Source organism: Gemella sp. zg-570 (assembly GCF_018866345.1).
Lineage (GTDB): Bacteria > Bacillota > Bacilli > Staphylococcales > Gemellaceae > Gemelliphila.
The window spans coordinates 1,079,397-1,098,130 of sequence record NZ_CP076443.1 but is presented as its reverse complement, the minus strand read 5'-3'; the positions used below and the strand labels follow the sequence as shown (position 1 = coordinate 1,098,130).

21 protein-coding genes and 1 riboswitch are annotated in these 18,734 nt (G+C 28.8%); all 21 genes read left to right on the top strand.

What is annotated here, in order from left to right; translation table 11 throughout:
- Nucleotides 1-16 precede the first annotated feature (16 nt).
- The 21 genes from holA (at nucleotide 17) to fusA (ending at nucleotide 18,624) form a co-directional block, all read left to right on the top strand.
- Nucleotides 17-1,000, top strand: a complete 984-nt coding sequence (gene holA, locus KMP11_RS05545) for a DNA polymerase III subunit delta (protein ID WP_215755727.1) — start codon at nucleotides 17-19, stop codon at nucleotides 998-1,000.
- A 154-nt stretch (nucleotides 1,001-1,154) separates the two neighbouring features.
- Nucleotides 1,155-1,397, top strand: a complete 243-nt coding sequence (gene rpsT, locus KMP11_RS05540) for a 30S ribosomal protein S20 (protein ID WP_215755728.1) — start codon at nucleotides 1,155-1,157, stop codon at nucleotides 1,395-1,397.
- A 137-nt stretch (nucleotides 1,398-1,534) separates the two neighbouring features.
- Complete coding sequence (locus KMP11_RS05535; protein ID WP_215755729.1) at nucleotides 1,535-1,783, top strand: hypothetical protein; 249 nt, start codon at nucleotides 1,535-1,537, stop codon at nucleotides 1,781-1,783.
- A 1-nt stretch (nucleotide 1,784) separates the two neighbouring features.
- Complete coding sequence (locus KMP11_RS05530; protein WP_215755730.1) at nucleotides 1,785-2,690, top strand: YihY/virulence factor BrkB family protein; 906 nt, start codon at nucleotides 1,785-1,787, stop codon at nucleotides 2,688-2,690.
- Between the two features lie 10 nt (nucleotides 2,691-2,700).
- A complete protein-coding gene (gene msrA / locus KMP11_RS05525) occupies nucleotides 2,701-3,189 on the top strand; it encodes a peptide-methionine (S)-S-oxide reductase MsrA (RefSeq protein WP_215755731.1) in 489 nt (162 codons plus the stop codon).
- Between the two features lie 27 nt (nucleotides 3,190-3,216).
- Nucleotides 3,217-4,143: a manganese-dependent inorganic pyrophosphatase gene (locus tag KMP11_RS05520; RefSeq protein ID WP_216279664.1), complete on the top strand. Its 927-nt coding sequence runs from the start codon at nucleotides 3,217-3,219 to the stop codon at nucleotides 4,141-4,143.
- A gap of 11 nt (nucleotides 4,144-4,154) precedes the next feature.
- Nucleotides 4,155-4,547: a phage holin family protein gene (locus KMP11_RS05515; protein WP_215755733.1), complete on the top strand. Its 393-nt coding sequence runs from the start codon at nucleotides 4,155-4,157 to the stop codon at nucleotides 4,545-4,547.
- Between the two features lie 7 nt (nucleotides 4,548-4,554).
- Nucleotides 4,555-5,487 carry an HPr(Ser) kinase/phosphatase gene (hprK, locus tag KMP11_RS05510; RefSeq protein ID WP_215755734.1) on the top strand — a complete coding sequence of 311 codons (933 nt, stop codon included), beginning with the start codon at nucleotides 4,555-4,557 and terminating at the stop codon, nucleotides 5,485-5,487.
- A 3-nt stretch (nucleotides 5,488-5,490) separates the two neighbouring features.
- Nucleotides 5,491-6,294 carry a prolipoprotein diacylglyceryl transferase gene (gene lgt, locus KMP11_RS05505; protein WP_215755735.1) on the top strand — a complete coding sequence of 268 codons (804 nt, stop codon included), beginning with the start codon at nucleotides 5,491-5,493 and terminating at the stop codon, nucleotides 6,292-6,294.
- Nucleotides 6,295-6,307: 13 nt separating this feature from the next.
- On the top strand, nucleotides 6,308-7,228 hold the full coding sequence (trxB, locus tag KMP11_RS05500; RefSeq protein ID WP_215755815.1) for a thioredoxin-disulfide reductase: 921 nt from the start codon (nucleotides 6,308-6,310) through the stop codon (nucleotides 7,226-7,228).
- A 27-nt stretch (nucleotides 7,229-7,255) separates the two neighbouring features.
- A complete protein-coding gene (locus KMP11_RS05495) occupies nucleotides 7,256-7,978 on the top strand; it encodes an FAD:protein FMN transferase (RefSeq protein WP_371741375.1) in 723 nt (240 codons plus the stop codon).
- Between the two features lie 66 nt (nucleotides 7,979-8,044).
- A riboswitch (Lysine riboswitch) is annotated at nucleotides 8,045-8,179 on the top strand.
- 95 nt (nucleotides 8,180-8,274) lie between these two features.
- Nucleotides 8,275-9,567, top strand: coding sequence for a diaminopimelate decarboxylase (gene lysA / locus KMP11_RS05490; protein ID WP_216279663.1), 1,293 nt, complete (start codon nucleotides 8,275-8,277; stop codon nucleotides 9,565-9,567).
- A gap of 11 nt (nucleotides 9,568-9,578) precedes the next feature.
- The gene (gene dapA, locus KMP11_RS05485) at nucleotides 9,579-10,454 is read left to right on the top strand and encodes a 4-hydroxy-tetrahydrodipicolinate synthase (RefSeq protein WP_215755738.1); all 876 of its coding nucleotides are present in this window, start codon (nucleotides 9,579-9,581) and stop codon (nucleotides 10,452-10,454) included.
- An 8-nt stretch (nucleotides 10,455-10,462) separates the two neighbouring features.
- Nucleotides 10,463-11,209, top strand: coding sequence for a 4-hydroxy-tetrahydrodipicolinate reductase (gene dapB / locus KMP11_RS05480; protein ID WP_215755739.1), 747 nt, complete (start codon nucleotides 10,463-10,465; stop codon nucleotides 11,207-11,209).
- Between the two features lie 21 nt (nucleotides 11,210-11,230).
- Nucleotides 11,231-11,935, top strand: a complete 705-nt coding sequence (gene dapD, locus KMP11_RS05475; protein WP_215755740.1) for a 2,3,4,5-tetrahydropyridine-2,6-dicarboxylate N-acetyltransferase — start codon at nucleotides 11,231-11,233, stop codon at nucleotides 11,933-11,935.
- Nucleotides 11,936-11,948: 13 nt separating this feature from the next.
- Nucleotides 11,949-13,118, top strand: a complete 1,170-nt coding sequence (locus tag KMP11_RS05470) for a M20 metallopeptidase family protein (RefSeq protein ID WP_216279662.1) — start codon at nucleotides 11,949-11,951, stop codon at nucleotides 13,116-13,118.
- Between the two features lie 12 nt (nucleotides 13,119-13,130).
- On the top strand, nucleotides 13,131-14,201 hold the full coding sequence (gene alr / locus KMP11_RS05465) for an alanine racemase (RefSeq protein ID WP_216279661.1): 1,071 nt from the start codon (nucleotides 13,131-13,133) through the stop codon (nucleotides 14,199-14,201).
- A 22-nt stretch (nucleotides 14,202-14,223) separates the two neighbouring features.
- Entirely contained in the window at nucleotides 14,224-15,300 is a 1,077-nt protein-coding gene (asd, locus tag KMP11_RS05460) for an aspartate-semialdehyde dehydrogenase (protein ID WP_216279660.1), read from the top strand.
- Between the two features lie 225 nt (nucleotides 15,301-15,525).
- Nucleotides 15,526-15,945 carry a 30S ribosomal protein S12 gene (gene rpsL / locus KMP11_RS05455; protein WP_215755744.1) on the top strand — a complete coding sequence of 140 codons (420 nt, stop codon included), beginning with the start codon at nucleotides 15,526-15,528 and terminating at the stop codon, nucleotides 15,943-15,945.
- 43 nt (nucleotides 15,946-15,988) lie between these two features.
- The gene (gene rpsG / locus KMP11_RS05450) at nucleotides 15,989-16,459 is read left to right on the top strand and encodes a 30S ribosomal protein S7 (RefSeq protein WP_215755745.1); all 471 of its coding nucleotides are present in this window, start codon (nucleotides 15,989-15,991) and stop codon (nucleotides 16,457-16,459) included.
- A gap of 89 nt (nucleotides 16,460-16,548) precedes the next feature.
- Nucleotides 16,549-18,624: an elongation factor G gene (fusA, locus tag KMP11_RS05445; RefSeq protein ID WP_215755746.1), complete on the top strand. Its 2,076-nt coding sequence runs from the start codon at nucleotides 16,549-16,551 to the stop codon at nucleotides 18,622-18,624.
- Nucleotides 18,625-18,734 lie beyond the last annotated feature (110 nt).

Here is an 18,734-nt window from a genome sequence, read left to right as displayed (position 1 = left end):
ACAAGGAATAAAATTAATGAAAAATATATATATATTATATGGAGAAAATAAGGAGGCATTGCTAGATTTTCAAAATAATTTGGCAGAAAAATTTTTAGGCAAAGCTATTGATAATTTTACATATTTGAAATTTAATATGGAAACAACTAATATTTCAGACCTGTTATATGAATGCCAAAGTAGTGGATTTTTTTCAAATAAAAAAGTTATAGTGGCAGAAAATAGTATTTTTTTACAGACCAAAGCAAAAAAAATAAAATTTGAACATGACCTAGAAGCACTTTCTTCTTATTTGAATAATTTTAATGAAGAAATATTATTAATCTTTACTGTCCTAGATAAAATAGATAGTAGAAAAAATGTAGTAAAAAAAATAAAAGAAATAGGTGAAATAAAAGAATTTAAAGATTTTAAGGAAAAAGAATTAGAAAACTATATAATTACTTACTTAAAATCTAAAAAAATTAATATCTCAAAACACGATGCTAATTTTTTAGTTGTCTTTAGTAAAATGGATTTTGCAGGAGTAAAAAAAGAATTAGAAAAATTAGAACTCTATTGTTTTGATAAAAAAGAGGTAAGGAAAGAAGATATTGAAAATATAGTAATTAGAAGTAGGGAGTATGACGTATTTGCATTAACTAATGAACTATTCAAAAAAAATTATATAGAACTAAGAAATGTTTTTAATTCTTTGAAACTTAAAGGAGAAGAACCGATACTACTTTTATCTTTGATAGCCTCCCAACTTAGAGTTTATTATAAGGTAAAAATGTTATTACAGGAAAATTTTGCTCAAAAAGATATAGCAGCAAAATTAAAAATACATCCTTATAGGGTGGAACTTGCAGTAGAAGCGGTTTATAAATATAGTCTTGATAATTTAATGGAAACTATCATAATATGTAAAGAATATGATAAACAATTAAAATATTCTTATATGGATAAATATCTTGTTTTAGATTTGCTTATAAATAAACTCATAGAAAAATTATCTTAAAAATGTAAATATTAATTCTAAAAAAATTATTGAAATATAAAATATTATTTGCTATAATTAGATAGTTGTACTTAACAACATCTTAATTATTCGTAATTAAGAATATTAATTAATATTTCTTAGTAATATAAAATTGTAGTGGGAGGTGAAGATAGTGCCAAATATTCAATCATCAGTTAAGAGTGTAAGAAAAGATACAAAAATTAACGCTTCTAATTCATCAAAAAAATCTGAAATGCGTACAGCAATAAAAAAAGCTAAATTAGCAAAAGCTGATGGTGCTGATAATTCTGCAGAATTAGTAAACCTAGCTTTCAAAAAAATTGATAAAGCTGCTAAAACTAACCTTATTCATAAAAATGCAGCAGCTAGATATAAATCAAGCTTAAGCAAATAATTTTAAACCAATGCATTATTGCATTGGTTTTTTTATAAAAATTAAATAAATTTGAAACATAGGTCATATAATGGTATAATTTATTGAAATAGTCTATAATTTTAAAACTATTATTAAATAAAAACTAGGAGGAAATTATGAATAAAAAACACTTGGTAAATCTTGCTTTAATTGGGGTTGCAGTTTATTCATTAGCAGGAAAGAAAAAAGAAAAATATTCATCAAATGAACTAGAAAAAATAAATAGATATTCAAAATATTTAGAAGACAAAAACTTTGTTGTAGTGGATAGTAAAAAATATAAAAAGAAAAATAAAAAATTAAAAATTTCTAATCTTGTAAAATATTATCCTCTAGCAAAAAAAGTAGTTGAAGTTTTATTGTAGTATGCTGATACCAGATAAAAATTATTCTTTTGCTGAAGAAGAACCAAAAAATAAATTAACATTAAAAAAATTTGCAAAAGAATTATATTATAGAATTATGCACGATGAAATTTCTTTAATATCTGCTAATCTTAGCTACTATTTTATTTTATCATTGTTACCTATGTTTTTAGTGGCACTAGCATTAACACCATATTTTAATATCAATCAAGATTATTTATTGAATAAAATAGAAGCAATAGCACCTGGTGTTTTGGGAGAATATATTTTTGGAATGATTAGTGAAGTATTGAATAATAAAAATGATACTATCTTGACCTTAGGTATTTTATTTTCTCTTTGGTCGGCTTCCAATGGGATTTATGGTCTTATGTATGCTTTTAATATAGCTTTTAGGGTTAAGGAAGAACGTATGTGGCTTACAGTCAAATTTATTAGCGTATTTTTCACAGTAATATTAATGATAGCAATGTTTATTATGTTACTACTATTGGTTTTCGGTAGACAAATTACATGGTTATTATTTCACAAACTAAGTTTTGATGAAGGATTTTACAATTTGTGGAATTATATAACCTACTTAATTCCCTTATTGCTAACATTTTTTATTTTCACTGTTTTATATATGTTAGCAACAAATATAAAAATACCCTTTAAAATTGCTGTCAACGGAGCTTTATTTTCTTCTTTATCTTGGATTGTTATAAGTAAATTATTTGGATACTACATTGACCATTTTTCAAATTACATAAAAACATACGGCTCAATAGGTGCTATCATGTTGTTCATAATTTGGCTGTATTTTACAGGTTATATACTAATAATAGGAGCAGAAATTAATGCTATTTTATATAATTACAGAATAGAAGAAAGAAAATTTGAAGAAACACATATTAATATAAAGTAAGGAGAATTTTATGATAAAAAATATTTATTTAGCAGGTGGTTGTTTTTGGGGTGTAGAAGGTTACTTTCAACAATTAAAAGGTGTTGTAAAAACACGAGTTGGTTACAGTAACGGTAAAACTCAAGTAACAAATTACAAAAAAATTAAAAAAACTGACCACGCTGAAGTAATTTATTTAGAATATGACAATGAACTTATAAGTCTAAATGATATTTTAAGACATTATTTTAGAATAATTGACCCTGTAAGTATCAACAAGCAAGGTCCAGATGTAGGTAGACAATACCGAACAGGTATTTATTATATTGACGAAGAAACTAAAAATGAAGCTGAAAAATATATAGCAGAACTGCAAAATAATTTTTCAGAAAAAATTGCTGTAGAAGTAGAAGAAGTTGCTAACTATATAGACGCAGAAGAATATCATCAAAAATATTTAGACAAAAACCCTAACGGATATTGTCATATAGATCTAAGTTTAGCAAAAAAAAGTTTATAATAAAATCAAAATTAAAGGAGTTTACTTATGAGTGAAGTTTTAATATTCGGACACAAAAATCCTGATACTGACACAGTATGTTCAGCAATAGTATATAATAATTTAAAAAGATTACAAGGTATGGATACAGAAGCTGTTGTATTAGGTGAAATAAATGATGAAACAAGATATTCCTTAGAATATTTTAGAGTAGATGTACCAAGAATAGTTACAGAAGTAACTGAAGGTCAAAAAGTTATTTTGGTAGACCATAATGAGATGCAACAGTCAGTTGTTGGGATAGAAAAAGCAGTTATTAAAGAAGTTATTGACCACCATAAAATTGCAAATTTTGAAACGGCAGTTCCCCTATATTTCAGGGCAGAGCCATTAGGATGTACAGCAACAATACTAAAAAAAATATATGAAGAACAAGGTATAGATATTAATAAGACAATGGCAGGTTTAATGCTATCTGCTATTATTTCAGATTCTTTATTATTTAAATCACCAACTTGTACACTTAGAGACAAGATAGCCGCTGAAGATTTAGCTAAAATAGCAGGAATTAATTTAGAAGAATATGGGCTTGCAATGTTAAAAGCAGGAGCAAACACTAAAGATAAAACTATAAAAGAATTAATAGATGTAGATGCTAAAGAATTTATTTTGAATAATGATAAATTGGTTATTGCACAAATAAATACAATAGACACTAAAGAAGTTACAGACAGACAAAAAGAATTGGAAGAAACAATTTATCAAGAAATTTCTAATAAAAGCTTGTCAGCCTTCGTTTTTGTTGTTACTAACATTTTAACTTCTGATTCTGAAGTTTTAGTTTTAGGAGATAAAAAAGAAAAAGTTGCTTCAGCATTTGGAAAAAGTTTAGAAAATAATTTAATGACCTTAAAAGGTGTTGTATCAAGAAAAAAACAAGTTGTTCCACCAATCACAGAAGAGTTCAATAAATAGAATGGAGAAATATGAATAAATATCAAATACCATCTTTATTATCTATATTAAAAAGTATGTTAATAAATTTTCTTATAGTCTTGGCTTTTGCTGGATTCTTCAAACAAAGTTTATATATAGAAAGTCCGATATACGCTTTATACGGTGCTAGTTTAATAACTTTGTTTTATAAATTTATTAGACCTGTATTTTTATTTATGAGTATTGTACCAATAATTATGACTTTTGGATTTTTTATAGTTATAATAAATGCAATTATTATTTTGTTAGTTTCAAATGTTCTAAATCCACATTTTATAATTAGTTCTTTTGGTTCAGCACTGGGATTAGCAATATTTATATCAATATTCAATTTATTTATAAATAGTAGGGATAGAAAAATAATAATAAAGAGAATTAAGTAGGAGATTTATGGGAAGAGTTGTAACAAAAGATATAATAGAAAAATTAAATTTAGAAGTTATTACTGGTGAAACTTGTCTTGACAGAGAAATAGAATCTGCTGATATATCAAGACCTTCTCTGGAGCTAGCTGGATATTTTTCATATTACAATCCTACTAGAGTTCAAGTTTTAGGAGAAACAGAATTATCGTTTTTTAATCTTTTGAGTGAAAAAGAAAAAAAAGCTAGAATGAGAATGCTTTGTACACGAAAAACTCCATGTATAATAATTTCAAGAAGTTTAGATGTGCCAGAAGCCTTATTAGAAGCAGCTATTAGATATGGAACTCCAATATTAAGAAGTGATATGCCTACAACAAGGATTATAGCTAAGTTGACCTATATTCTAAGTAGAGAATTTGCTCCTGAAATTTCTGTGCATGGCGTATTTATAGAAGTATATGGTATAGGAGTTCTCATAACTGGTGAAAGTGGTATCGGCAAGAGTGAAATTGCTTTAGAATTAATAAAAAGAGGGCATAGACTTATTGCTGATGATAGGGTAGATATAAAAGAATTAGATAATGGATTTTTAATTGGAAGATGCGGTTCTCCTATAATAAAAAACTTATTAGAAATAAGAGGGTTAGGAATTATAAATGTTATGACTTTGTTTGGAACTGGAGCTGTTAGAGAAGATAAAGTCGTAAACTTAAATATTCATTTAGAATCTTGGGACAAGTCTAAAAATTATGATAGATTGGGTTTATACAATGAATATAGATTAATTCATAATACTAAGGTAGAAAAAAAAGTTATTCCAGTTAGCCCAGGAAGAAACGTTGCAATTATAATAGAATCTGCAGCTATGAATTTTAGATTAAATAAAATGGGTATAAATACATCTCAAGAGTTTGCAAATCGTTTAAAAGATGAAATTAAAAATAAAAAAGGAGATTAAGTTATGTTGAATATTTTTTTAAATCCAATAGCTTTTGAATTGTTTGGGCACCCAGTTTATTGGTATGGAATAATAATTTCTCTTACTATATTTGTCGCTTATTATGTGGCAGAAATAGAAGCTAGGAAGCTAGGGGTAATAAAAGATAAAATGTTAGACTTATTACTAATTGCTATCCCAGTAGCATTTATATTTGCTAGAGCTTATTATGTAATATTTAGATGGGATTATTACTCTCAAAATAAATCAGAAATAGTAGCTATATGGGACGGTGGTATAGCCATATATGGAGGTCTTATTGGAGGACTTTTAGTTTTAATATATTTTTCTAAGAGAAATAATTTAAAACTAATAAAGTTGTTGGACATTATAGCTCCTAGCTTACTTATAGGGCAAATGTTTGGAAGATGGGGAAATTTTTTCAACCATGAAGCATACGGAGAAATTGTAAACAAAGAATTTTTACAAAATCTACACATACCTGAATTTATAATAAATAATATGTATATAAATGGTAATTACAGACAGCCAACATTTTTATATGAAAGTTTGTGGTGCTTTATTTCATTTATAATTTTATTTAGTATTAGAAAAAAATTATATTCAGGTGAAGTATTTTCATTGTATATGATTTTATATGGGGTAGAAAGATTTATAGTAGAAGGTATGAGAACAGATTCTCTTTATATAGGTTTATTTAGAGTGTCTCAAATAGTTTCTATAATCTTTATAATTTTAGGAATTACGTATTTTATCTATAACAGACTAATAAATAAACAAGATAAATTATTATATATTAATAGTTAAATTTTTGGAGAAGATAATGGAAAAAATATATGATTTAATAATTATTGGTGCAGGACCAGCTGGGATGACTGCTTCTATATATGCAAGTAGAGCCAACCTTTCAGTTTTAATGATTGAAAAAAAATATCCTGGGGGACAAATGCTTTCTACAGCTGAAATTGAAAATTATACAGGCTACGAAGAAATTACAGGACCTGAACTTTCAGAAAAAATGTTTGAACATTCTAAAAAATTCGGAACAGAGTTTACATTTGGAGAAATAACAAATATTAGACTTGAAAATGATATTAAAATACTAATAGCTGGAGAAAAAGAATATAAGTCTAAAACTGTAATTATTGCAACAGGTACAGAAGCAAGATTACTTGGAATACCAGGAGAAAAAGAATTTTCTAGTAAGGGTGTTTCTTACTGTGCAGTTTGTGACGGAGCATTTTTTAGAAATAAAAATGTTGTAGTTATTGGCGGTGGGGATTCTGCTATTGAAGAAGCTTTATATCTAGCAAATTTAGTAAATAAAGTTACGGTTGTGCATAGAAGAGATGAATTACGTGCCCAAAAAATATTGCAAGATAGAGCTTTTAAAAAAGAAAATATAGAATTTTGTTGGGATAGTATAGCACTTGCCATAAAAGGAGAAAGAAAAGTGAATTCCATAGATATTAAAAATGTTAAAAGTGGAGAGATAACAAGTCTTGATGCTGACGGAATTTTTATATATGTAGGTATGATGCCTCAAACAAAAGATTTTGAAAGTTTAGGAATATTAGATTCTTACGGATACATTCCAACAGATGAACACTTAGCAACATCAATTCCTGGAATTTTCGTTGCTGGTGATGTAAGACAAAAAGAAATAAGACAGGTAGTTACTGCTGCTAGTGATGGAGCAGTAGCAGCCCAAAGTGCATATAAATATATAGAATTATCATAAAAGTAGTGTGTAAAAAACTAATTTTTAATTAATAAGTATAGGGAAAAATATAGTATATCATCAAATCGTTTTTTGAATATAGCCATAGGAAAGTTAGTTAAATTATGGAAAATAGGATTTGATGAAGCTAGAAAACCGACTGACATTGAAATAAAAAACGTGCTATCTTTAATAGACCTAGAAAATATAATTTTAAATGAAGATGAGTGTAGCATTTATTTAAGTAAAAAAAATATGGAGATAGATTTGGGAGCTTTAGCCAAGGGATATTTTGCTGATAAGATAAAAGATTATTTACTGGCTAAAGGAGTAAAATCAGGAATAATAGATTTAGGTGGTAATGTTTTAACTTTAGGTACTTCTTATAAAAATAATCATGGTTTCTGCTTAGTTGGCATTCAAAACTCTAAAGAAAACAGGGGTAATTTACTAGGAGTAATTCCTATTAAAGATAAGTCAGTTGTAACTTCTGGAATTTATGAAAGAGTATTAAATTTTAATGGAGAAAAATATCATTATATTTTTGATAGTTTGACTGGTTACCCCATAAAAAATGAAATTGCAAGTGTAAGTGTGATTGCCAATAAATCTTTGGATTGTGAAATATGGACAACAATATTATTTTCCTATTCAATAGAAAAAGCATTACATATAATTAATTCTATGAAAGATTTTGAATGTTTGATAATCGATAAAAATAATAAAATTTATTTATCAGATGGAATTAAAGATATATTTATAAAATTATAAGTATAAAATAATTCTTGACATTATTACTTGTTCTATGCTATTATTGTATAAAATTTAATATATATTGTTATAAAAAGAGGCCGCGATGACTAATTTAAAAGGTAGCATCGCCGAAGCAATATTTGCTGGGGCTACTATTGAATAAATGTAGCACTGTCAGATGAGAATGCCCATTCTCTTTCTTGGTGAGCTTTTTATAATAGGGCAAAAGGAAATAGAATATTTTTTAAAAAAGCTATAAGAACCTTTTGTTCTTCTAGCTTTTTATTATTTTAAGAAATAAAGAGGAAGAAAAAATGAAATTATTTAATGGAATGACGGTAAAAAATAATGAATTACACGTAAGTGATGTTAGTGTTACAGAATTAAAAAAAAATTATGGAAGTCCACTATACGTATATGATGAAAATTTTATAGAAAATACCTGTGAGATATTTTTAAAAAATTTTTCAAGTTCAAAATTTAATACAAAAATTTTATACGCTTCAAAAGCATTTTCTTGCTTGGAAATATATAGGATAGTATCAAAACTTGGACTAGGTTTAGATGTTGTTTCAATAGGAGAAATATTTACAGCAAAGAATGCCAGTTTTGATATGAGTAAATTATACTTTCATGGCAATAATAAAACTTACAGAGAATTAGAATTTGCAGTCGAGAATGGAGTAGAAAATATAATTATAGATAATGACTACGAGCATGAAATAATAAATGACTTGGCTAAAAAATATAATAAAAAAATAGATGTATTACTTAGAATAAATACAGGGATAGACGCACATACACACGAGTACATTAAAACTGCTAAAGACGATTCTAAGTTTGGTTATTCAATTTATGATGATAAAATATATTCTCTGATAAGAGATATAGCCAACCAAAGCAACTTAAATTTTAAAGGATTTCATTCTCATATAGGTTCTCAAATTTTTGAAAAAAATTCTTTTTTTGATGCGGTAAAAACAGTATTTGAATTTTCAAAATCTGTTGAAGATAAACTTAATATATTTATAAGTGTTTTAAATCTTGGTGGAGGATTTGGTGTATATTATTCTAAGGAAGATAATCCATTTTCTTTAGCGAAATTTTTACAAGAATATATACTTGTTATTGAAGAACAACAAGAAATTTTTGGTTTGAAGTTAGAAAGTGTAATAATAGAACCAGGGAGAAGTTTAATATGTAATGCAGGTAGTACACTTTATACTGTCGGTGGAACAAAAAAAACTTATTCAGGTAAAGAATATATTTTTGTTGATGGTGGTATGGGAGATAATCCGAGATACGCCTTATACAAAGCAAAATATGAATGCTGTTTAGCAAATAAGGTTAATGACAAGTGCGGTAATCTTTATACAGTAGCAGGTAAATATTGTGAATCTGGCGATATTTTAATTAATGAAATCAAGTTGCCAAAGGCAGAAAAAGATGATTTATTATTAGTATCTTCTACGGGAGCGTATAATTATAGCATGGCAAGTAATTACAATAGAATTACAAAGTTACCAGTTGTATTTGTTAAAAATGGCAAGCATAGATTGGTAGTTAAGGGTGAAAGTTTAGAAGATTTAATTAAAAATGATATTTAGGAGGTAGTTTTATGAGTATATATAGAGGAAGTGGAGTAGCCATAGTTACACCTTTTTTAGAAAATGGAAGTATTGATTATGCAACTTTTGAAGAATTGTTAGAATTTCAAATTAAAGAAGGAACAGATGCAATTATCGTAGCAGGAACAACTGGAGAAAGTGCTACAATGACAGACGATGAGCAAATAGCTATTATAAAATTTGCAGTAGATAAAGTGAAAAAAAGAGTACCTCTTATAGCTGGTACAGGTTCTAACAATACTAAGCATGCCGCTGAACTTAGTATAGAGGCAGAAAAATTAGGAGTTGATGCTTTATTAGTAGTTACTCCTTATTACAACAAAACAAGTCAAAAAGGTTTGATAGAACATTTTGAATATATAGCTAACAGTGTTAATATTCCAATTATTCTTTATGGAGTTCCAGGAAGAACGGGTCAGATAATGACCGCTGAAACAATTTCTCACTTATCAAAACATAAAAATATAGTTGCATATAAAGATGCCGTAGGTAATATTTCTCATACATTAGAAGTTTTAAATTTATGTGGTGATAATATAGATATTTATAGTGGCAATGACGATATAAATGTGCCGATAATACTAGCTGGTGGTAAGGGTTGTATTTCAGTTTTAGCAAATATTTATCCAAAAGCAACTCATGATATGTGTAATTTAGCTCTGTCAGGAGATATAAAAAATTCTATGCAGCTCCAATTAAAATACAATAAATTTGTGAATTTATTATTCTCAGAACCAAATCCAATGCCAGTAAAAAAATGTGTAGAATATCTTGGTTATGGAACTTGTAATTACAGACTTCCTATGACAAATATTTCTGATACTTTAGCTGATTTATTAAAAACTGAAATGGAAAGATTGAAGTAGGTGTCAAGATGAAAATTATTATAAGTGGTTATAGTGGAACTATGGGAAAAGTTTTGGTAGATTTCATTAAAGAATGTGAAGATGATATAGAAATAGTTGCAGGAGTTAGTAAAAATAAAACAAATACAGAAAATTTTTCAGAATATGAAAGTTTTGATGATATTAAAGAAAAAGCAGATGTCATAATAGATTTTTCCCATCACAGTTTAACAAAAAATTTAGTAACTTACGCAGCTAAATCAAAAACTAATGTAGTAATAGCTACTACTGGTCATGATGAGGAAGAATTATTTTTAATAAATAAATTATCTCAAGACGTTGCCCTTGTTTACAGTGGTAATTATAGTTTGGGAGTTAATGTAGTTTTAGAACTTGTCAATCAAGCCAGTAAAATGCTTTATGGTTATGATATAGAAGTTATAGAAAAACATCATAATAAAAAAGTTGATGCACCAAGTGGCACTGCAAAAATGATAGTAGATTCCATAAATAATGTATCGTCATTTAGCAGAGTTTATGGTCGTGAGGGAGAAAGTAAAAGGAAAGAAAAAGAAATTGGTATCCATGCAGTTCGTGGAGGAACGATAGTAGGAGAACACGAAATTATTTTTGCAGGAGAAGATGAAATTATAGAGATAAAACATACAGCACTTAGTAAAAAAATGTTTGCTAAGGGTTCTATTAAAGCAGCTTTTTGGTTAAAAAATAAAAAAACAGGAATATATTCTATGAAAGATGTATTAAATTTAAAATAATTTAGTTAAGGAGAAATAATAATGAAAACAACAGAAGAAATTATAAATTACATAGCAAACTCAGTTAAAAAAACTCCAGTTAAGGTCTATGTTAATTTTAAGGAAAAGGAAATAGATTTTCCAGCAACTTTGGAAGTTTACGGCTCTTGTAAATCTAAGGTTATCTTTGTTGATTTAAAAGATTGGCAAGAATACTATAAAGAAAATAAGGATAAGATATTAAATTTTAGAGTAGAAAATGAGACTAGAAATAGTGCAATTCCTATGAAAGATTTAACTAAGGTTAATGCCAGAATTGAACCAGGTGTTTCAATTAGAGAACATGCAGAAATAGGAGATAATGCAGTAATTATGATGGGTGCAGTCATAAATATTGGTGCTAAAATCGGTAAAAATACTATGATTGATATGAATGCAGTTCTTGGTGGACGTGCTGAAGTCGGAGAAAATTCTCATATAGGAGCAGGTGCAGTTTTATCTGGAGTAATCGAACCTGCTAATGCAACTCCTGTAAGAATTGGTAATAATGTTTTGATAGGTGCTAATGCAGTAGTATTAGAAGGGGTACAAGTAGGAGATAATGCTGTTGTAGCGGCTGGAAGTATAGTTACTAAAGACGTAAAAGCAGGTGATGTTGTAGCAGGCGTTCCAGCAAAAGTAATAAAATCAAGGTCGCAAGTTGCTAACGAGAAGATAGATATAATTGCAGAACTAAGAAACTTGTAAAATAGGTGGCAACATGAATATAGTAACATTAGAAATGTTAAAAAAATGGCGAAGAGATTTGCACGCTAATCCAGAATTATCAATGGAAGAATTTGAAACTAAAGAATATATAAAAAATATTTTATTAAAAAATTCCATAGAATATAAAGAAGTTTTGGCTACTGGATTAATAGTATCATTTAAAAGTAATGAAGAAAATAAGAAAGAAGATACTATAATTTTCAGGGCTGACATAGACGCTTTACCAATTCATGAAGAAAATAAAATTGAATTTAGGTCGAAAAATGATGGAATAATGCACGCCTGTGGTCATGATGGTCATACTGCCATGCTAATAGGAGCTGTATTAGAAACGAAAAATTATTATGAAAATAATAAGGTGAGATTTAATACTATGTTTGTTTTTCAACCAGCAGAAGAAACAATAGGTGGAGCTGGTTTATTAGTTACAGACTACAAAGATTATTTTTCAAAATATAATATTCTTGCAAGCTATGCTTTACATCTAAATCCTGATTATCCAGAAAATATTATAATTTCTAAAGAAAAAGAAATTATGGCTAGTGCCACTGAATTTAGGGTTGATATAAAAGGAAAATCAGCCCATGTCGGTTTGAAATACACAGGTATTGACGCACTAAATGTAGCCAGTATATTTTACCAAGAATTATTAAAACTCAACACATTAAACTTAAAAGCAAGAGATACTAATATAATTCATGTTGGAAAAATGTGGGGCGGAAATGCCTTAAATATAGTTGCACAATCAGCTAATTTAGAAGGAACAATCAGAACATACAAGACTAGTAATTATAATACTATCAAAGAAAATATATTATCCATAGCAGAGGGATTAGAAAAAATCACAAATACAAAAATAAGTGTAGATTTTGGTGAAGGCTATGACGCTGTATTTAATAATAAAGAAGAATACGAAATAATAAAAAAAGTTTGTAAAGCAGAAAATATAGAATATAAAGAATTACCTGAAGCCTATCTGTACGGAGAAGATTTTTCTGCATTTACTAAAATATCAACCATTAATTATAGTTTTTTAGGAATAAGAAATGAAGAAAAATCTTATGTATCGGGATTACACACACCGACATTTAACTTTGACGAAAATATTTTAGAAACTGGAGTTAAGTATTACATGGGGATATTAAAATACTATAATAAATAAAAAGAGGAATTTATGGCATTACTGGAAATAAATTATCAAAATATAATAAAAAATGTAGAGCAACTGAAAAATAATGAAAAAAAAATAATAGCAGTTGTAAAAAATAATGCCTACAATATGGGGCTTGAAGATGTAGTAAAAACTCTGTATAAAATTGACGTTAATTATTTTGCTACAACCAACATAAAAGAAGCAATAAAAATTCGTGAAATATTGGGTGAAGAAGTCAACATATTTCTATTTAATGCAAATTACGATTTTGATATTTTAGAAAAATATAATATTGAAGCAAATATTCCCAATATAAACTATTTAAAAACAAATTTAAAAAAATTAAAAAATATAAATCTACAATTAGAATTTTCAGGCTCTATGAGGAGAGCTGGTGCGAAAAATCTAAAAGAAGTTATAGATATAATAAATTTTTGTAAAGAAAATAAGTTAAAATTAAAAGGATTTTGGTCGCATTTTGCATTTGCAGATGAATTTGACGGTTTATATGAAGAAGAAAAAAAATTAGTTTTAGAAGTTTATAATTTTGCAAAAAAAATATATAAATTTGAGGTAGTTCATTTACAAAATAGTGCATCTTTTTTAAGAGATGGTTCTTTTGAAGAAGTTACACACATACGTCCAGGCATAATGATTTACGGTTCATATCCATATAATGTAAAAAATAATCCTAGTAAAATATCCTACACACCCTACCAAGCATTTTCCGTAAAAGCTAATGTAATAAATATGGTTACTTTAAAAAAAGGAGAATGTATAGGCTATTCTAATTCCTACATAGCTGATAAAGAAAAACAAGTAGCAGTAGTAGACATTGGTTATGGCGATGGAATACTAAGAGCAAGACTAACAGGAAAAACATGTTTGATAAAAAATAAAGAATACAAAATATTATCAACTATGATGAGCCATATTGTAGTTGATATAGATGAAAATATAAATATAGGTGATGAAGTGATAATTTACAGTCAAAAATTACCTATCTACAATTATAATAAATTTTGCAATTCTAATTCTGAACAAATGGCAGTTTTGAATTACAATAGTTTAAATCTAAAAAAAATATATTAATATTGAAAGGAATGAAATAATTATGAAAAAATCAAAAGTAGCAGTTTTGGGTGCAACTGGTATGGTAGGTCAAAGGCTTATAAGTTTACTAGAAAATCACCCATATTTTGAAGTAGTAAAACTAGCAGCATCATCAAAATCAGCTGGTAAATTATATTCAGAATTAATGGCTGACAGATGGAAATTAGAACAAAATCTTCCTGATTATGCTAAGGATTTTATTTTATATGATGTTTTTGATATAGATAATGTTGCAAAAGATGTTGATATGGTTTTTTGTGCAATTAATTTAGATAAACAATCTTTAATTAAATTAGAAGAAGATTATGCTAAAAAAGAAGTTATTGTTGTTTCAAATAATTCAGCTAACAGAATGAAAAATGATGTTCCGATGATAATTCCAGAAATTAATGCAGAACATTTAAAAATAATTCCATACCAAAGAAAAAGATTAGGAACTAATAAAGGTTTTATTGTTGTAAAACCTAATTGTTCAATACAAAGTTATGTTCCTGTTTTTCATGCTTTAAAAGAATTTGGAATTAAGGAAGCATCTATTTGTACTTATCAAGCAATATCTGGTAGCGGAAAAACTTTTGCAGAATGGCCTGAAATGGTTGAAAATATTATTCCATTTATAAGTGGAGAAGAAGAGAAGAGTGAAATAGAACCTCTAAAAATTTTTGGGAAAATTGAAGACGGAAAAATAGAATTGGATAATTCAATGAAATTATCTGCTCAATGTATAAGAGTTCCAGTTTTAGATGGACACTTAGCCTGCGTATCATTTAATCTTAATGAAAATCCAGGTTTAGAAGTAATAAAAAATAAAATAAAAAATTTCAAATCAGAAATTAGCAGCTATAACTTACCTTTATCACCTGAAACATTTATAAAATATTATGAAGAAGATAATCGCCCTCAACCTGTTTTAGATAGAGATAATGAAAAAGGTATGCAAATTTCTGTGGGTAGACTAAGAGAAGATACACTATTTGATTATAAATTTGTAGCTTTATCTCATAATACTATGAGAGGAGCAGCTGGAGGATCATTACAAACAGCAGAATTAATTAAAAAATTAGGTTACTTAGATTAGAGTTTAAATATTCATATATTAAATTTAATATATGAATATTTATTTTATAAAAATTATTTTTCAAAAAAAGTGTTGACACCAATTTGTATATGTGGTATTATTTTCTCTGTGAGTGTTTTATGCTCCTATAGCTTTTTGAAGCTTTAATTTTTTATTTTTAAAATGAACCACCTGGATGTGTGGGACAAGAAAATATTATAATTCAAGAAAGGAGGAATTCTAGGAATGCCTACTATCAATCAATTAGTTCGTAAGCCTCGTAAATCAAAAGTTGTAAAATCAGATTCACCAGCACTTAATAAAGGTTACAATTCTCAAAGAAAGAAAGAAACTAACATTTCTTCTCCGCAAAAAAGAGGAGTTTGTACTCGTGTTGGGACTATGACACCGAAAAAACCTAACTCAGCTTTACGTAAATATGCCCGTGTACGTTTATCAAATCAAATAGAAGTTACAGCATATATTCCAGGTATCGGACACAACCTACAAGAACACAGTGTTGTTTTAATTCGTGGAGGTCGTGTTAAAGACTTACCAGGGGTACGTTACCATATAATTCGTGGTGCTTTAGATACTGCTGGAGTTAATAACCGTATGCAAGGACGTTCTCTATACGGAGCTAAAAGACCAAAAGAGAAAAAATAATAACTTAAATAAAATTTGATATTATAAGAAAGGAGGCAACATAATGCCACGTAAAGGACCAGTAGCAAAACGTGATGTTTTGCCAGATCCAATTTATAACTCAAAATTAGTTACAAAACTGATTAATAAATTAATGCTAGATGGAAAACGCGGTACTGCACAAAGAATTTTATATTCTGCGTTCGATATCGTAAAAGAAAAATCAGGTCGTAATGCTATCGAAGTATTTGATGAAGCATTAAATAATATTATGCCTGTTCTTGAAGTTCGTGCTAGACGTGTTGGTGGTTCTAACTATCAAGTTCCAGTTGAAGTTCGTGCTGACAGAAGAATAACATTAGGATTACGTTGGTTAGTTAATTATTCTCGTCTTAGAGGAGAAAAAACTATGGAACAACGTTTAGCTAATGAAATATTAGATGCAGCTAATAACTCAGGTTCAGCTGTTAAAAAACGTGAAGATACTCACAAAATGGCGGAAGCAAACAAAGCATTTGCACACTACCGTTGGTAATTTGAATGTTAATATATCAGGTTATAAAATAGCTTGATATTTAACTTTTTATTAAATAACTTAATTATATGAAAGGAGAAAAATGACTCATGGCTAGAGCGTTTTCTTTAAAAGATACTCGTAATATCGGTATCATGGCTCACATTGATGCGGGGAAAACTACTACTACTGAACGTGTTCTATTTTATACTGGGAAAATCCATAAAATAGGAGAAACTCATGAAGGTGCTTCTCAAATGGACTGGATGGAACAAGAACAAGAGCGTGGGATAACTATTACTTCAGCTGCAACAACTGCTGAATGGAATAATAACCGTATTAATATTATAGACACTCCTGGACACGTAGACTTTACTGTTGAAGTAGAGCGTTCACTACGTGTTCTTGATGGTGCAGTAGCAGTACTTGACGCACAATCAGGTGTTGAGCCACAAACAGAAACAGTGTGGCGTCAAGCTACAACTTACGGAGTTCCACGTATTGTTTTTGTCAATAAAATGGATAAAACAGGAGCGGACTTCTTTTACTCAGTAGGGACAATACATGACCGTCTTCAAGCGAATGCACACCCAATTCAAATTCCTATCGGGTCTGAAGAAAATTTTGAAGCAGTAATTGACTTGCTAGAAATGAAAGCAATATATAACGAAGGACAAAAAGGGGAGGTAATTCGTGTTGCAGAAATTCCAGCAGAATATCAAGAAAAAGCTGAAGAATATCGTGAAAAATTAATAGAAGCAGTTGCTGAAACTGATGAAGAATTGATGGAAAAATATCTTGGAGAAGAAGAACTTTCTATTGAAGAGATAAAATTAGCAATCCGTCGTGCTACTTGTAAAGTAGAATTTTTCCCAGTAGTATGTGGTTCAGCATTTAAAGATAAGGGTGTTCAAGCAATGCTTGATGCAGTTGTAGAATACCTACCATCTCCACTAGATGTTCCAGCAATTAAAGGTATAAACCCAGATACAGATGAAGAGGTAGAAAGACATTCTTCTGATGAAGAACCATTTTCAGCTCTTGCATTTAAAGTTATGACTGACCCATACGTAGGAAAACTTACTTTCTTCCGTGTTTATTCAGGAGTTCTTTCTTCTGGTTCTTATGTTAAAAACTCAACAAAAGGTAAACGTGAACGTGTAGGACGTATTCTTCAAATGCACGCAAACTCTCGTAATGAAATTTCAGAAGTTTATGCAGGAGATATTGCAGCTGCTGTAGGTCTTAAAGATACTACAACAGGAGACACTCTATGTGATGAAAAACATGAAGTAATTTTGGAATCTATGGAATTCCCAGAGCCAGTTATTCAATTATCAGTTGAACCTAAATCAAAAGCTGACCAAGATAAGATGACGACAGCTCTACAAAAATTACAGGAAGAAGACCCAACATTCCGTGCTGGAACAGACGAAGAAACTGGACAAGTTATCATCGCTGGTATGGGAGAATTACACTTAGATATTATCGTTGACCGCATGCGTAGAGAATTTAAAGTTGAATGTACAGTTGGGGCTCCAATGGTATCTTACCGTGAAACATTCAAAACTTCTGCACAAGTTCAAGGTAAGTTCACTCGTCAATCAGGTGGTCGTGGACAATACGGAGATGTTTGGATTGAATTTACACCAAATGAGCCAGGAGCTGGATTTGAATTTGAAAATGCTATTGTCGGTGGGGTAGTTCCTCGTGAATATGTTCCAGCGGTAGAAGCAGGACTTAAAGATTCTATGGCAAATGGTGTCTTGGCAGGTTACGAATTAATTGACGTTAAAGCTAAATTATTTGATGGTTCATACCATGATGTCGATTCATCTGAAATGGCATTTAAAGTTGCGGCATCACTAGCTCTTAGAGAAGCAGCTAAAAAATGTAATCCTGTAATTTTAGAACCTATTATGAAAGTAGAAGTAGTTATGCCTGAAGAATATCTAGGAGATATTATGGGTGATATAACTTCTCGTCGTGGACGTGTAGGTGGAATGGAAGCTCGTGGTAATGCACAAGTTGTATCAGCTGAAGTACCACTTTCAGAAATGTTTGGTTATGCAACATCATTACGTTCAGCAACTCAAGGTCGTGGAACTTACTCAATGGTATTTGATCACTATGAAGAAGTACCAAAATCAATTTCTGAAGAAATTATCAAAAAAAATAAAGGATAATTAAAAAAGTTATACTTTTATAGTTGCAATTTAATCATTAAAATTATAAAATATAGTTATCATAGATGTACTCTATGTAACTTGTAAAAAATATATTTATTTCAAGGAGA